This is a genomic window from Pseudomonas sp. LAIL14HWK12:I7 (assembly GCF_000483465.1).
Taxonomy (GTDB): Bacteria; Pseudomonadota; Gammaproteobacteria; order Pseudomonadales; family Pseudomonadaceae; genus Aquipseudomonas; species Aquipseudomonas kermanshahensis.
In genome coordinates this window covers 185,373-199,616 of the sequence record NZ_AXYZ01000004.1, presented here as the reverse complement: position 1 = coordinate 199,616, position 14,244 = coordinate 185,373, and the positions used below count along the sequence as shown (strand labels likewise).

Here is a 14,244-nt window from a genome sequence, read left to right as displayed (position 1 = left end):
GCCCTGTTCAGGTGCGGGGGCGCATGGCGGCCCCGTCGTTTATCGGAAGCTGTATGAAACCCCCGCATAAACCCCAAACCCTTCACCCGGCGTCGAGCGGGCAGTGTCCTGCCCGGCGTCGTTGTAGCCTGGCGTTACTGTCGCGGCGTAGCGTTTGTTGGTCAGGTTGCGCAGGTCCAGCCAGGTCTGCCAGTCCTGTTTCGGTGAGTCCCAGCCCAGGCGCGCGCCGAGCAAGGCATAGGCGTCGGCGTGATAGCTGTTGGCATAATCCACCTGCACCTTCGACGCCATCTGCGTGTTGACCCCGGCATAGAAGCCGCTGGGCCAGTCATAACGCAGCTCACCCTGGTAGTAGTGCATCGGGATGCCCGGCAGGCGGTTGTCACCGAACTGCTCGTCGTCACGGTAGTGGAAGTCACTGAAGGTGTAGGCCTGGCGCAGGCTCAACTTGCCTGTGCCTGCTTGCTCCCACAGCGTAGTGTCCAGGCCTGCCTCGACACCCTGGTGCACGGTGGCGCTGGCATTGAACTCTTTGGCCGGCAGGCCTGGCACGATTTCCACGGCCAACAGTTCGTGGCGCACTTGCGAGTAATACCAGGCCAGGTCCCAACGCCCCAACGCCGAGTCGCCGCGCGCGCCGAGCTCCAGCGTGGTGGCTGTCTGATTTTGCAGGTCGATCGGCTGCGTCGCTACCGGTGAGCTCCAGATCAGCGACCAGGGGTGTGGCGGCTCGACCGAGCGGCTCAGGTTGCCGTAAACCTGCAGTTGCGGGCTGATGTCGTAGCGCAGGCCCAGGCGCGGCGCGTAGTCCCAGTCATGCTGGCTGACCTTGCCACCCGTGAGCGGGTAGCTGACGTCGCTTTCGCGGCGGGTATAGATCATCGCCAGGCCGGTGGTCAGCCACAGGTCCGGGATCAGCTCCAGATCGTTGCCTGCATGTAACACGGTGTCCGAGCCCTGGTAGCTGAAGTCGCGGCTGCGTGCGCCGAAGTTATCGCCGCTGGTGCGGGCAAATTGCGAAGCACCACTGTTGGGCAGGTGTTTGGTGGTTCGCCAGCCTAGGGTGGTTTTGCTCTCGCGACCCAGCAGGGTGTCGCGGCGGAAGTAGTTCAGGGTGCCGCTGACATCGGTGTAAGCGACCTTCAGGCGCATCGGGCCTTCGCGCAGGTCCATGGGGAAGTCGTGATAGACCAGCCCGGCTTCCACCCGGGCATCGTCCTCGAGGTAGAAGGTGGTCTTGTTGGCCACCCAGGTGCTGCCCGGTTGCGGGCGGCTGTCGTCGCGCGCAAGGTACGCCGCGTTGGCGGCACGCGGGTCATGCTTGATCTGGTCTTTGGTCAGGCGCCCGGCCAGGTCGTTCTCGGTTTCCCGGTAACGCAGGTAGAAACGCGTTTCCAGGTTCGGGTTGAAACGGTAGCCGACGTTCGCGGCAATACCTTTGGCACTGCCACTGCTGTGCGCCTGATAGCCGTCGTATTCCGAGTCGGTCAGCGCCACGTAGTAATCGAGGTTGCCCAGCACCTGCCCAGAGCTGATGTGCCGATGCTGGTAGCCGCGGCTGCCGATCTCGTATCGCACCTGCAAGGGCGCGGCATCGTAGCCGGTATGGGTGACGTAGTTGATGGCGCCCCCCAGGGCCAGGGCGCCTTGATCGAAGCCATTGGCCCCGCGCAAAACCTCGGCACGGCTCAGCCACAGCGGTTCGAACAGCTCGTATGGGGTACCGCCTGGGCCGGTGAGCGGCAAACCGTCGAACATCGTGTAGACACCGGAACCGTGCGCCCCAGGTGCCCGGTTGATGCCCGACCCACGGATCGACAGCTTGATACCGTCATTGCCCGCCGACTGGGCGAACACGCCAGGCTGGTAGGCGAGTACATCCTGGTTACTGGCGACCCGGCCTTGCCCCACACGCTGCATGTCCACCAGGTTGCTGGCGCCTGGGATTTCGCGCAAACGCTCGCTGGCGGCCGTCAGTTCGCTTTGCTCCTCGTCGGTGATCAGCACCTGGCCCAACTCGACCGATTGTGCGGCCAGGGCCGGTGGCGTGGCGGTGATGGCAGCCAGCAGGCCAAGGCAAGACGAGAGGGGTAAAACGGAACGCATTGTACGACTCCAGGCGAAAGGCGAATGGACAACGGCGTTGAGACGAGCGAAACGGCGCTTGGAGCACGAAGAACTGCAGTAAATCTTGCGCAACCTTCGTCAGACGGTTTTGTAGGCAAGTTCTTTACAAGTTGCTTGGCTGGAGAGGGTGCGGGGGGCTTCGTAAGGTGTTTGCAGATCGGCAGTGATGCCTCTCTCAAACACTCGTGGAGTTCAACGATGAATGACAACGCACGACACTCGCCCGAATCCCTCTCGGATTCACCCATCCACCTGACGCCGCGTGAGCGGCAGGTATTGCTGTGGTGTGCCTACGGCAAGAGCTCGTGGGAAATTGGCCAGATACTGGAGTGCAAGGAGTCAACGGTGAACTTTCACGTTGCCAATATCTTGCGCAAGTTCGATGTGCCTACACGTGTGGCGGCCGTCATCAGGGCGATTCGCTACGGCATGCTGGCCGAGCAGTGAGGGGGGATGAACATGAATCAGCGTACAGCAACTCATCTTGAACCTGCTGCCGTAGGGCCCCGGTTCCCGGACTGCCATGACCCGTTCTGGCCGCGCCTGGAGCTGGCGGCATTGCGTGAGCGCTTGCAGCTTCGGCCCGATACCAGCCAGGCGCATTTCGAGGTTGCAGCACAATGCGCCGCTATCGATGCAGCGCGAGAGTTCGCACGTTGGCGCGCGGCACTGCGTGAGCGGGGCTATAAGCGTCTGGAGGATGTGTCCGGGCACGATCATGGGCGGGCACTGCTGGTTTGTTACACGCGCTTTGTAGAGGCCTCGATCCTGCGAGATCTGCGCGCAGTTCCCCAGCGGAAGGCGTCGCGCAGGGGAGGTGCTTATGCGTGAATGCACAGTGTTCGAGGGCCTGTTCGTGGCTGCTCTGGAGCTCGTGGGCATGGATGGCACGGTCCTGTTCAGCGCGTTGCTGGGGGCCCTGTTGGTCAGCGCGGCCCGAGACCGCTTGATCACCAATACATCCACGCGCCTGACGATCTGCAAGAAAGGGCTGCTGGTGTTCGTGACCGTAGGTGTGGGCCACCTGTTCGAGCCCTTGGTGACGTCCCTGGCACCCATGCTTACCCGTGGCATGGCTGCCTTCGTGGCAGCAGTGGTGGTAATCCCGATTAGCCTAAAGGTCATGGTTTCGCTGGATGCGCTGGACCCGAAGGAAATCATCCAGCGTTGGCGACGCAGAGGTTAACGGCTGATGGTGTCAGGCAGGTGTTTGGCAAGCGCGCTCAGTTGCTGTTCCAGTTGTTGGATACGTTGTTTGTCCTGGATGAGCAGCAGCACCGCCTGGCGGTCGTCTGCAGAAAGCGTGCGTAGCCGCTCGAGCATGTCCCGCTCCCAGTCATCCTTGTCAGCGTTGCGATGTTGTACGGGTTCACCCAGCAGCAGCCAGTCGAGGGAGCACGCATGCTGCCTGGCGATTGCTATGCATATTGAGTATGGAATGCTGTCGCGTACCTTCCAGCTGCTCAACGTCTGTGGGCTGATGGCCAGCGCTCTCGATAGCTCAGCATCGGTCTCGCACCCCATCAAAAGCTTCAGGCGCGTAAGTACAGGCGAGAGCAAGTTAGTACTCATAACAAATATCCATGTCTGGTTTAATGATATTCCATGGGCTTAAACTAATCGCTATGAATACAGCCCTGCGTTTTTAAGGAGCATTTCTGCAATGAGAAGCATCAAGCCGAAGAATACAGTCACTTATGCAGTAAATACTGACAAAACTAAACGATCATTCTCACAGATCAACAGCGTGTGTAATGCCAGCAGGTGCCTACCGTGAGTACGTATAAGCTGGTCTGCCCGCATTGCAACAGCCGTATGCGCATACGTACCAGTGAGGGGCGCCATATATTTCTTCGGGTCGCCTACCTGCAATGCACCACCGAGGCCTGTGGCTGGTCAGTGCGAGCCGAGTTTGAAATGACCCATGAACTTTCTCCCAGCGGGATGCCCAACCCTGAAGTCCACTTGCCATCGGCCAATGGCGACCTGCGCAGGGCCGCATTGCCTGAAGCGGTCGAGTAGGTAGCCCATTGGCGCAGAAAAAAAAAACACCCCGCATGAGCGGGGTGTTTTGTATTGCAGGGCTGATCAGCCGATCAGTTGCAGGCCGGCCTGCTGAACCATTTCCAGCAGCGGTTGCGGGTAGACACCGAGCACGAAGGCCAGGATAGCGATGGCCAGCAGCATGACGCCGCCGGTGCGCTGTTCCCACTTCAGCGGGGCATCGTGACGACGCAGGTTTGGCTCGACCAGGTACAGGGTGACCATGACGCGCAGGTAGTAGTAAACGCCGATGGCGCTACCGATCACCAAGGCGCCGACCAGCCACCACAGGTGCGACTCGACGCCGGTGGCGATGATGTAGAACTTGCCGATGAAGCCTGCAGTCAGCGGGATGCCGGCCAGCGACAGCATCATCACGGTCAGCACGGCAGTCAGGTACGGACGGCGCCAGAACAGGCCACGGTACTCGTACAGGGCGTCCGCATCACGGCCGCCGTAAGGCGAGGACATCAACGTGATGACGCCGAAGGCACCCAGGCTGGTGATCACGTAGGTGACCAGGTACACGCCCATGGCTTCCAGGGCCAGGCCCTTGCTGGCGACCAGGGCGATGACCAGGTAACCGAAGTGGGCGATCGACGAGTAACCCAGCAGACGCTTGAGGTTGCTCTGGGTCAGTGCCAACAGGTTACCGACCAGGATCGAAGCCACCGCGATCACCGCCAGAACGGTGCTCAGCACGCCGCTACTGGCAGCAGGGGAGAGCATGAACAGGCGCACGACCACGGCGAATACCGCAACCTTGCTGGCGGTGGCCAGGAACGCAGCGACCGGCGCCGGAGCACCTTCGTACACGTCCGGGGTCCACAGGTGGAACGGCACCAGCGACAGCTTGAAGGCCAGGCCGACCAGCATCATGCCCAGGCCCAGTTGTGCGACCAGGCTTGGCATGTTGGTGGCTGCCAGGGCTTTACCGATCTGGTCGAAGCTCAGGCTACCGGCATCAGCGTACAGCAGTGCCATGCCGAACAGCAGGAAGGCAGAACCTGCAGCCGACAGCACCATGTACTTGATGCCGGCTTCCAGCGAACGCTTGTTGAAGAAGGCATACGCCACCAGGCCATAGACCGGCACCGATAGCAGCTCCAGGCCGATGAACAGGCCGGCCAGGTGGTTGGCACTGACCAGCACCAGGCCACCCAGTGCCGACATCAGCAGCAGCAGGTAGAGTTCTTCACGGTTGCCCGGGAAGCCTTTGGCGCCTTCGCCCAGGTAAGCGTGGGCCAGCGTGACACAGGCCAGCGTGGCCACCAGGATGATCGCCATGTACAAGCAGGCGAACTTGTCGATGGTGATCAGCGAAGTGACCGCCAGGGGCGCGACCTTCAGTGCTGGCAAGATCGACAGCAAGGCCAGGTTCAGGCCCACGGTGGACAGCAGGAAGGTCTGCGAGTGGTTGCGCTTCCAGGCGATCGCCAGCATCACCACCACCGTGGTGACGGTGGTGATCAGCATCGGCGCCAATGCGATGAAGTGTTGAGTGGTGAATTCCATAGCGCTCTTACCGGGCCGAAGCGAGTTGAGTGAAAGCGGAACCAAGCCACTGCTGCACACCGCTCATGGTGGCGGCAGAAGTGTCGAGGAACGGCTGCGGGTACACACCAAGCACGATCAGCAGCACTGCCAGGCCCAGCACCATGATCAGCTCGCGGCCGTCCATGCCGGCCAGCACGGTGTCGCTTTTGCTTGGGCCGAAGTAGGCGCGGTGGATCATGATCAGCGAGTAGACCGAGCCGAAGACCAGGCCGGTGGTGGCGATCACGGTGATCCACGGCACGCTGGCGAAGCTGCCGATCAGGATCAGGAACTCGCCGACGAAGTTGCCGGTGCCTGGCAGGCCCAGCGATGCGGCGGCGAAGAACAGGCTGATCGCAGGCAGGTAGGCGATGCGGTGCCACAGGCCACCCATTTGACGCATGTCACGGGTATGCAGGCGCTCGTACAGCTGGCCGGACAGGATGAACAGCGCAGCAGCCGACAGGCCGTGGGCCAGCATCTGGATCACCGCGCCTTGCAGGGCTTGCTGGCTGCCGGAGTAGATACCGATCAGCACGAAGCCCATGTGCGAAACGCTGGAGAAGGCGATCAGGCGCTTGATGTCGGTTTGCGCGAAGGCCAGGAAGGCACCGTAGAAGATACCGATCAGGCCCAGGGTCATGGCGATCGGTGCAAACTCGGCCGAGGCGTTCGGGAACAGCGGCAGGGCGAAGCGCAGCAGGCCGTAGGCCGCCGTCTTCAGCAAGATACCCGCCAGGTCCACGGAGCCTGCAGTCGGTGCCTGGGCGTGCGCATCAGGCAGCCAGGAGTGGAACGGCACCACCGGCAGCTTGACCGCGAAGGCGATGAAGAAGCCCAGCATCAGCACGTACTCGACACCGGCCGGCAATTCGGCCTTGAGCAGGTCGCTGTAGTTGAAGGTGAGTACGCCGGTGGTGTTGTAGTTGACCAGCACCAGGCCAAGGATCGCCACCAACATGATCAGGCCGCTGGCCTGGGTGAAGATGAAGAACTTGGTTGCTGCGTAGATCCGGGTCTTCTTGCCGTCTGCAGAGCTGTGACCCCAGAGCGCGATGAGGAAATACATCGGCACCAGCATCATTTCCCAGAAGAAGAAGAACAGGAACAGGTCCAGGGCCAGGAACACACCGACCACGCCGCCCAGAATCCACATCAGGTTGAGGTGGAAGAAGCCGACGTGGCGCTGGATCTCTTTCCAGGAGCACAGTACCGACAGCACACCGAGCAGGCCGGTCAGCAGGATCATCAGCAGCGACAGGCCGTCGAGGGCCAGGTGGATGCTGATGCCGAAGCGCTTGATCCACTCGACTTTGTATTCGAGTGCCCAGGCAGGTTCGGCGCCCGGAGCAGGGGCCAGGGTGTAGTCGCCGGTACCCCACAGGTACAGGCCGATGCCGAGCAGCAGGGACATGGTCAGCAGCGCTATCCAGCGCGGCAGGGTGGCGCCGAAGCGCTCACCCAGCCAGCACAGGAGGCCGCCGATGAAGGGGATCAGGATCAGCCAAGGCAAAATCATGACGGGTTGGTTTCCTTTGGCAAAGTCGCAAGATTCATAGTCATACCGCGGCCACTACCACAGCGCCGAGTACCAGCACGGCGCCGACGGCGATCGAGGCGGTGTACCAACGCAGCTGGCCGGTCTCGGTCTTGCTCATGGCGACGTGGCCGCCACGGGCCATCCGAGGGATCAGGCCAATGCTGCGGTCAACCGGGTCCTTGCGCAGGATGTGGCTGATCAGCAGGTAAGGTTTGACGAAGAGCTTGTCGTAGATCCAGTCGAAGCCCCAGGCAGCGAACCACCAGGCCGACAGGACGCGGCCGATGCTGCTGTTGGCGACGGCGCTGACGAAACGACGCTTGCCCAGGAACAGCAGGGCCGACAGCAGGATACCGGCGATGGCGATGGCACCCGAGGCGATCTCCAGCGAGTGCTTGGCGTCGCCACCGGCATGGCCGGCGCTTTCAGGCAGTACACCGGCCAGTGGCGGGGTGATCCAGGCGCCGACGAAGGTCGACAGCACGATCAGCACGCCCAGCGGCAACCAGTGGCTGATGCCGTGGCCCGCGTGGGCTTCGGTCTTGGCTTCGCCGTGGAAGGCGATGAAGATCAGGCGGAAGGTGTACAGCGAGGTCATGAACGCACCGACCAGGCCGGCGTACAGCAAACCGGTGTTGCCGCTGGCGAAGGCTTCCCAGAGGATCTCGTCCTTGGAATAGAAGCCCACGGTGACGATTGGCAGGGCAGCCAAGGCAGCACCACCGACCACGAAGCTGGCGTAGGCCAGCGGCAGTTTCTTCCACAGGCCGCCCATCTTGAAGATGTTCTGCTCGTGGTGGCAGGCAACGATTACCGCACCAGAGGCAAGGAACAGCAGGGCCTTGAAGAAGGCGTGGGTCATCAGGTGGAAGATCGCCGCGTCCCAGGCGCCAACGCCCAGGGCCAGGAACATGTAGCCGATCTGGCTCATGGTCGAGTAGGCGAGGATACGCTTGATGTCGGTCTGAACCAGCGCGGCGAAGCCGGCCAGTACCAGGGTCACACCGCCGACTACGCCGACCAGGTGCAGGACGTCCGGCGCCAGCAGGAACAGGCCGTTGGTACGGGCGATCAGGTATACGCCCGCGGTCACCATGGTTGCGGCGTGGATCAGTGCCGAAACCGGGGTCGGGCCCGCCATCGCGTCGGCCAGCCAGGTCTGCAGCGGCAGCTGGGCCGATTTACCGACCGCGCCACCCAGCAGCATCAGGGTAGCCAGGACCATCCAGGTGTCACCCGCCTGGAACTTCTGCGGTGCCAACACCAGCAGTTCCTGCACGTTCAGGGTACCCAGCTGGGCGAACAGGATGAACAGGCCGATGGCCATGAACACGTCGCCGATACGGGTGACGATGAAGGCCTTGAGTGCTGCGTTACCGTTGTTGCGGTTGCTGTAGTAGAAACCGATCAACAGGTACGAGCACAGGCCCACGCCTTCCCAGCCGAAGTAGATGAACAGCAGGTTATCGCCCAGCACCAGGAACAGCATGCTGGCGATGAACAGGTTGGTGTACGAGAAGAAGCGCGAGTAACCGGCTTCGCCACGCATGTACCAGGACGCGAACAGGTGGATCAGGAAGCCTACGCCGGTGACCACGCCGAGCATGGTGACCGACAGGCCGTCCACGTACAGGGTGAAATTCGGCGCAAAGCCGTCCACCGACATCCACTGCCACAGCAGCTGGCTGTACGCCCCGCCTTCAGGCGGGGCGACGTTGAACTGCCAGATCACGTAGGCGGCTGTCGCGGCCGAGAGGCCCACCGAGCCGACGCCGATCAGGGCGGACAGGTTCTCCGAGAACCGCCCGCGCGAGAACGACAGCAGCAAGAAGCCGATCAGGGGGAAGACGAAAGTCAGGAAGATAAGGTTCATCCGCGCATCTCACTGGCAGCATCGATGTCGAGAGTGTGGAAGCGGCGATACAGCTGCAGCAGGATAGCCAGGCCAATACTGGCCTCGGCGGCTGCCAGGCTGATCACCAGAATGAACATCACCTGGCCGTCGGGTTGGACCCAACGGGCACCGGCGACGATGAACGCCAGGGCAGAGGCGTTCATCATGACTTCCAGGCTCATGAGCACGAAGAGGATGTTGCGGCGGACCATCAGGCCAACCAGACCTAAGCAGAACAGGATGCCGGCGACCGCCAGACCATGCTCGAGAGGGATAGCACCCATGATTTACTCCTTCGCCTCGTTGCGGCCCAGGTGGAAGGCGGTGACGGCTGCGGCGAGCAGCAGCATCGAGGCCAGTTCGACCACCAGCAGGTACGGGCCGAACAGGCTGATGCCCACGGCCTTGGCGTCCACGGTGGTACCGCTGATGGCTGCGCCGCTTGGGGTGACGAACAGCACGTACAGCAGCTCGAGCAGCAGCAGGGCGGCGAGGATCACCGGCCCGGCCCATATGCCAGGCTTGAGCCAGCCGCGCTCCTGGGCAACCGACGCCGGCCCCAGGTTGAGCATCATCACCACGAAGACGAACAGCACCATGATGGCGCCGGCGTAGGCGATCACTTCCAGGGCGCCGGCGAACGGCGCACCCAGGGCGAAGAAGATCATTGCCACGGAAATCAGCGAAATGATCAGGTAGAGCAGGGCGTGCACGGGGTTGGTGCCGGTCACCACCCGAAGGGTGGAGACCACGGCGATCCCGGATGCGAAGTAGAAAGCGAATTCCATCTTTCTGTCCTTATGGGAGCAAGCTCTTCACGTTGATCGGCTCGGCTTCGTTCTGTGCAGAGCCTTTCGGCTTGCCAGCGATCGCCATACCCGCAACACGGTAGAAGTTGTAGTCAGGGTTCTTGCCGGGGCCGGAGATCAGCAGATCTTCTTTCTCGTACACCAGGTCCTGACGCTTGAACTCGGCCATTTCGAAATCCGGAGTCAGCTGGATCGCGGTGGTCGGGCACGCCTCTTCGCACAGGCCGCAGAAGATGCAGCGCGAGAAGTTGATGCGGAAGAACTCGGGGTACCAACGACCGTCCTCGGTCTCGGCCTTCTGCAGCGAAATGCAGCCGACCGGGCAGGCCACCGCGCAGAGGTTGCACGCTACGCAGCGCTCCTCGCCGTCGGGGTCGCGGGTGAGGACGATGCGGCCGCGGTAGCGCGGCGGCAGGTACACCGCTTCTTCGGGGTACTGCAGGGTGTCGCGCTTGCGGAACCCGTGGGAGAACACCATGGCCAGGCTGCGCAGCTGAGTGCCGGTGCCCTTAACGATGTCGCCGATATACTTGAACATGGGTCAAATCCTCACTGGGCCGCGACGGCTGGCGTGTTGTAAAGCACGATCGCAGCGGTCACCAGCAAATTGATCAGGGTCAGCGGCAGGCAGAACTTCCAGCTGAAGTCCATCACCTGGTCATAGCGTGGGCGCGGGATCGAGGCGCGCAGCAGGATGAACAGCATGATGAAGAACGCGGTTTTCAGCGCGAACCACAGGAACGGCACCTGAGGCAGCAGGTCGAACGGACCGTGCCAGCCGCCGAAGAACAGGGTCACCAGCAGCGCCGAGATGAGGATGATGCCGATGTACTCACCGACGAAGAACATGCCCCATTTCATGCCGGCATACTCGATGTGGTAGCCGTCGGCCAGTTCCTGTTCCGCTTCCGGCTGGTCGAACGGGTGACGGTGAGTCACGGCGACGCCAGCGATGAAGAAGGTGCAGAAGCCGAAGAACTGCGGAATGATGAACCACAGGTTCTGGGCCTGGTATTCAACGATGTCGCGCATGTTGAACGAACCCACCTGCACCACCACGCCCATCAGCGCCAGGCCCAGGAACACCTCGTACGAGACGGTCTGTGCCGATGCCCGCAAGCTGCCCAGCAACGCGTACTTGTTGTTCGACGACCAACCGGCGAACAGCACGGCGTACACCGACAGGCCGGCCATGGCGAAGAAGAACAGCAAGCCGATGTTCAGGTCGGCGACGCCCCAGCCCGGTGTGATCGGGATGATCGAGAAGCCGATCAGCAGGGCGCTCATGGCCACGACCGGCGCCAGGGTGAAGATCATCTTGTCGACGAAGGGCGGGTTCCAGTCTTCCTTGAAGAACATCTTCAGCATGTCGGCGGCGATCTGGAACATGCCGAACGGGCCGACCCGGTTCGGACCGTAGCGGTCCTGCCACCAGCCCAGCAGGCGGCGCTCGACGAAGCTGAGCAGCGCACCGCAGACGACTACGGCCAGCAGCACCACGATAGCCTTGACGACCTGGATGATCACATCGATCACTTCGGGGGTGAACCAGCTCATTGTGCTGCCTCCTGCAGGCCTTCGACGGATGCACCGAAGATGGCAGGCGGAATACCGGCCAGGCCTTTCGGCAGCGCGACCAGGCCAGCGCCCAGCTCTTCATTGATGCGCAGCGGCAGACGCAGTGCCACGCCCGCCACGTTGAGGCTGAGCAGCGCACCTTCGTTGACGCCCAGGCGGTCCGCTTCGGACTTGGCCAGGCCAACGTAGGCAGCAGGGATGCGCTCTTGTACCGGAGCGGCGCGCGAGGAGTTCTCTTCGCTGCCGAACAGGTGGAAGAACGGCACGGCGGTCCAGGTGCCACGGGCCGGGTTGAACGCGCCCGGAATGGCGTTGAACCAGTTCAGGCGGTCGCCTTGCGATTCGATCAGGCGCACGCCCGGGTCACCGGCACGCAGATGGCCACCGACCTCGTCCTGGAACTTGTTCCAGGCTTGCGGCGAGTTCCAGCCCGGCGACCAGGCGAACGGCACTTGTTGGCGCGGTTCGACGGAGCCCGAGTAACCTTCCATCGAGAAGGCGAACGCGGTGTCCTTGTCTTGCGGGGTACGCGGCTCGTGCACGCTGATGTTGGCGCGCATGGCGGTACGGCCGGAATAGCGCAGCGGCTCACGGGCCAGTTTCATGCCCTTGATGCGGAACGCGGCGGAAGGCGCTGCGTTGACGATGCCAGCCAGTTGCGGGGCTGCCTCGGCGCAGGCGCTGGTGACGTGGTCCAGTTGGGTCCAGTCGACCGGCTTGTTCAGCAGGGTCGCACGCAGGGCGTGCATCCAGCGCCAGCCTTCGTGGACCAGGATGCTGCTGTCCAGGTATTGCGGGTCGAACACCTGGAAGAAGCGCTGGGCGCGGCCTTCCTGGCTGACCAGGGTACCGTCACCTTCGGCGAACGAGGCTGCCGGCAGTACCAGGTGAGCGCGTTCCAGGGTGGCGGTGTTGGAGTGGTCGGCAACGATCACGACCTTGGCTGCAGCCAGGGCGGCATCGACCTTGGCGGCCGAGACGCGGGTGTACAGATCGTTTTCCAGGACCACGATGGCGTCGGCCTTGCCGCTGATGACCGCGTCCAGCGCGGCATCGACGGATTCACCGCCCAGCATCGCCAGGCCGAAGCTGTTGGCTTCAGGCACGACCAGGCTCAGCGAACCGTTTTTCTCGCGCAGCTTCAGGGCTTTGGCGATGTTGGCGGCAGCTTCGATCAGCGCCGGGTCGGCCAGCGAGGTACCGGCAACTACCAATGGGCGCTTGGCCGCAACCAGGGCATCGGCGATGCGCTGGGCCAGGGCCTTGGCTTCTTCGTCCAGGCCTGCAACTGCCGGGGCGCTCGGGTCGATGGCGTGGGCCACGGCGAAGCCGATGCGGGCCAGGTCAGCCGGGGCTGCGTGTACGCATTCTTCAGCGACGTCATCCAGCTTGGTTTCAGCCAGGCTGGCGATGAACAGCGGATACAGCGCGTGCTGGCCGATGTTTTTCACTGCGGCGTCCAGCCAAGGCTGCACTTTCATCGCCTCGGCCATGGCTTCGGCCTTGCCTTTGGTGGCCTGGCGTACGGACAGGGCAACGCGGGCGGCGGTCTGGGTCAGGTCTTCGCCAAGCACGAACACAGCGTCGTGGTCTTCGATGTCGCGCAGGGTCGGCACCGGCAGCGGGCTGTTGTTCAGCACGTTCAGGGCCAAGCGCACGCGGGCCAGTTCGCCCGCTTCCATGCCCGAATAGAAGTAGTCGGCGCCGACCAGCTCACGCAGGCCGTAGTTGCTTTCGAGGCTGGCGCGCGGCGAGCCGATACCGACGATGGTGCGGCCGCGCAGCAGGTCGGCGGCTTTGTCCAGTGCGGCGTCCAGGCTCAGCTTGGTGCCATCGGCCAGGCGTGGCTGGCGTGGGCGGTCGGTGCGGTTGACGTAGCCATAACCGAAGCGGCCGCGGTCGCACAGGAAGTACTGGTTGACCGAGCCGTTGAAGCGGTTTTCGATGCGACGCAGTTCACCGTAGCGCTCGCCGGGGCTGATGTTGCAGCCACTGGAGCAGCCGTGGCAGATGCTCGGTGCGAACTGCATGTCCCACTTGCGGTTGTAGCGCTCGGAGTGGGTCTTGTCGGTGAACACGCCGGTCGGGCAGACCTCGGTCAGGTTGCCGGAGAACTCGCTTTCCAGCACGCCGTCTTCAACGCGGCCGAAGTACACGTTGTCGTGGGCGCCATAGACACCCAGGTCGGTACCCCCTGCGTAGTCCTTGTAGTAGCGCACGCAGCGGTAGCAGGCGATGCAGCGGTTCATCTCGTGTGCGATGAACGGGCCGAGGTCCTGGTTCTGGTGGGTACGCTTGGTGAAACGGTAGCGGCGCTCGTTGTGGCCGGTCATTACCGTCATGTCCTGCAGGTGGCAGTGACCGCCTTCCTCGCACACTGGGCAGTCGTGCGGGTGGTTGGTCATAAGCCATTCGACGACGCTGGCGCGAAACGCCTTGGACTCTTCATCTTCGATGGAGATCCAGGTGCCGTCGGAGGCAGGGGTCATGCAGGACATGACGATACGACCACGGGTGTCGTTTTCGTCGGTGTACTGCTTGACCGCGCACTGCCGGCAGGCGCCAACGCTACCAAGCGCGGGGTGCCAGCAGAAATAAGGGATGTCGAGGCCGAGCGACAGACACGCCTGTAACAGGTTGTCTGCACCGTTGACTTCGAGCGCTTTGCCGTCTACGTGGATAGTGGCCATTGTTCAAAGTTCTTCGTTGGCCCGCGT

General features: G+C 62.7%; 14 protein-coding genes. 4 read left to right on the top strand and 10 right to left on the bottom strand.

What is annotated here, in order from left to right:
* Positions 1–39: 39 nt before the first annotated feature.
* Positions 40–2,106, bottom strand: a complete 2,067-nt coding sequence (locus tag D886_RS0104905) for a TonB-dependent receptor domain-containing protein (RefSeq protein WP_027592822.1) — start codon at positions 2,104–2,106, stop codon at positions 40–42.
* A 219-nt stretch (positions 2,107–2,325) separates the two neighbouring features.
* Here D886_RS0104905 and D886_RS0104900 point away from each other — a divergent pair, with 219 nt between their 5' ends.
* The 3 genes from D886_RS0104900 to D886_RS0104895 are packed head-to-tail and all read left to right on the top strand — an operon-like array spanning position 2,326 to position 3,313.
* On the top strand, positions 2,326–2,574 hold the full coding sequence (locus tag D886_RS0104900) for a helix-turn-helix domain-containing protein (RefSeq protein WP_027592821.1): 249 nt from the start codon (positions 2,326–2,328) through the stop codon (positions 2,572–2,574).
* A gap of 12 nt (positions 2,575–2,586) precedes the next feature.
* Complete coding sequence (locus tag D886_RS27645) at positions 2,587–2,958, top strand: head completion/stabilization protein (protein ID WP_081717462.1); 372 nt, start codon at positions 2,587–2,589, stop codon at positions 2,956–2,958.
* A complete protein-coding gene (locus D886_RS0104895; RefSeq protein WP_027592820.1) occupies positions 2,951–3,313 on the top strand; it encodes a hypothetical protein in 363 nt (120 codons plus the stop codon). Before D886_RS27645 ends, D886_RS0104895 begins: the two co-directional genes overlap by 8 nt.
* Here the strand turns inward: D886_RS0104895 and D886_RS0104890 are convergent.
* The gene (locus tag D886_RS0104890) at positions 3,310–3,699 is read right to left on the bottom strand and encodes a helix-turn-helix domain-containing protein (RefSeq protein WP_027592819.1); all 390 of its coding nucleotides are present in this window, start codon (positions 3,697–3,699) and stop codon (positions 3,310–3,312) included. The genes D886_RS0104895 and D886_RS0104890 overlap by 4 nt on opposite strands.
* A gap of 201 nt (positions 3,700–3,900) precedes the next feature.
* Between D886_RS0104890 and D886_RS27640 the strand changes: the two genes are divergently transcribed.
* Positions 3,901–4,149 carry an ogr/Delta-like zinc finger family protein gene (locus D886_RS27640; protein WP_081717454.1) on the top strand — a complete coding sequence of 83 codons (249 nt, stop codon included), beginning with the start codon at positions 3,901–3,903 and terminating at the stop codon, positions 4,147–4,149.
* A 66-nt stretch (positions 4,150–4,215) separates the two neighbouring features.
* On the opposite strand, the gene nuoN is transcribed toward D886_RS27640, so the two are convergent.
* From nuoN to nuoG, 8 genes are read right to left on the bottom strand one after another with little or no spacing between them, the layout of a single operon-like run.
* Positions 4,216–5,685, bottom strand: a complete 1,470-nt coding sequence (gene nuoN, locus D886_RS0104885; RefSeq protein WP_027592818.1) for an NADH-quinone oxidoreductase subunit NuoN — start codon at positions 5,683–5,685, stop codon at positions 4,216–4,218.
* Positions 5,686–5,692: 7 nt separating this feature from the next.
* Positions 5,693–7,225, bottom strand: coding sequence for an NADH-quinone oxidoreductase subunit M (gene nuoM, locus D886_RS0104880; protein ID WP_027592817.1), 1,533 nt, complete (start codon positions 7,223–7,225; stop codon positions 5,693–5,695).
* 40 nt (positions 7,226–7,265) lie between these two features.
* A complete protein-coding gene (gene nuoL / locus D886_RS0104875) occupies positions 7,266–9,119 on the bottom strand; it encodes an NADH-quinone oxidoreductase subunit L (protein WP_027592816.1) in 1,854 nt (617 codons plus the stop codon).
* On the bottom strand, positions 9,116–9,424 hold the full coding sequence (gene nuoK, locus D886_RS0104870) for an NADH-quinone oxidoreductase subunit NuoK (protein ID WP_008096201.1): 309 nt from the start codon (positions 9,422–9,424) through the stop codon (positions 9,116–9,118). Before nuoK ends, nuoL begins: the two co-directional genes overlap by 4 nt.
* 3 nt (positions 9,425–9,427) lie before the next feature.
* Positions 9,428–9,928, bottom strand: a complete 501-nt coding sequence (gene nuoJ / locus D886_RS0104865) for an NADH-quinone oxidoreductase subunit J (RefSeq protein ID WP_027592815.1) — start codon at positions 9,926–9,928, stop codon at positions 9,428–9,430.
* A 10-nt stretch (positions 9,929–9,938) separates the two neighbouring features.
* Positions 9,939–10,487, bottom strand: coding sequence for an NADH-quinone oxidoreductase subunit NuoI (gene nuoI, locus D886_RS0104860; RefSeq protein ID WP_027592814.1), 549 nt, complete (start codon positions 10,485–10,487; stop codon positions 9,939–9,941).
* 11 nt (positions 10,488–10,498) lie between these two features.
* A complete protein-coding gene (nuoH, locus tag D886_RS0104855; RefSeq protein WP_027592813.1) occupies positions 10,499–11,506 on the bottom strand; it encodes an NADH-quinone oxidoreductase subunit NuoH in 1,008 nt (335 codons plus the stop codon).
* A complete protein-coding gene (gene nuoG, locus D886_RS0104850) occupies positions 11,503–14,217 on the bottom strand; it encodes an NADH-quinone oxidoreductase subunit NuoG (RefSeq protein ID WP_027592812.1) in 2,715 nt (904 codons plus the stop codon). The genes nuoH and nuoG overlap by 4 nt, the downstream gene beginning before the upstream one ends.
* Between the last annotated feature and the right edge of the window lie 27 nt (positions 14,218–14,244).

Bases quoted from the DNA above. Each gene is read 5' to 3' on its own strand.
- nuoL (WP_027592816.1), bottom strand. From the start codon at position 9,119: ATGAACCTTATCTTCCTGACTTTCGTCTTCCCCCTGATCGGCTTCTTG.
- D886_RS0104905 (WP_027592822.1), bottom strand. From the start codon at position 2,106: ATGCGTTCCGTTTTACCCCTCTCGTCTTGCCTTGGCCTGCTGGCTGCC.
- nuoH (WP_027592813.1), bottom strand. From the start codon at position 11,506: ATGAGCTGGTTCACCCCCGAAGTGATCGATGTGATCATCCAGGTCGTC.
- D886_RS27645 (WP_081717462.1), top strand. From the start codon at position 2,587: ATGAATCAGCGTACAGCAACTCATCTTGAACCTGCTGCCGTAGGGCCC.
- nuoJ (WP_027592815.1), bottom strand. From the start codon at position 9,928: ATGGAATTCGCTTTCTACTTCGCATCCGGGATCGCCGTGGTCTCCACC.
- D886_RS0104900 (WP_027592821.1), top strand. From the start codon at position 2,326: ATGAATGACAACGCACGACACTCGCCCGAATCCCTCTCGGATTCACCC.
- nuoK (WP_008096201.1), bottom strand. From the start codon at position 9,424: ATGGGTGCTATCCCTCTCGAGCATGGTCTGGCGGTCGCCGGCATCCTG.
- nuoN (WP_027592818.1), bottom strand. From the start codon at position 5,685: ATGGAATTCACCACTCAACACTTCATCGCATTGGCGCCGATGCTGATC.
- D886_RS0104895 (WP_027592820.1), top strand. From the start codon at position 2,951: ATGCGTGAATGCACAGTGTTCGAGGGCCTGTTCGTGGCTGCTCTGGAG.
- nuoG (WP_027592812.1), bottom strand. From the start codon at position 14,217: ATGGCCACTATCCACGTAGACGGCAAAGCGCTCGAAGTCAACGGTGCA.
- D886_RS0104890 (WP_027592819.1), bottom strand. From the start codon at position 3,699: ATGAGTACTAACTTGCTCTCGCCTGTACTTACGCGCCTGAAGCTTTTG.
- nuoM (WP_027592817.1), bottom strand. From the start codon at position 7,225: ATGATTTTGCCTTGGCTGATCCTGATCCCCTTCATCGGCGGCCTCCTG.
- nuoI (WP_027592814.1), bottom strand. From the start codon at position 10,487: ATGTTCAAGTATATCGGCGACATCGTTAAGGGCACCGGCACTCAGCTG.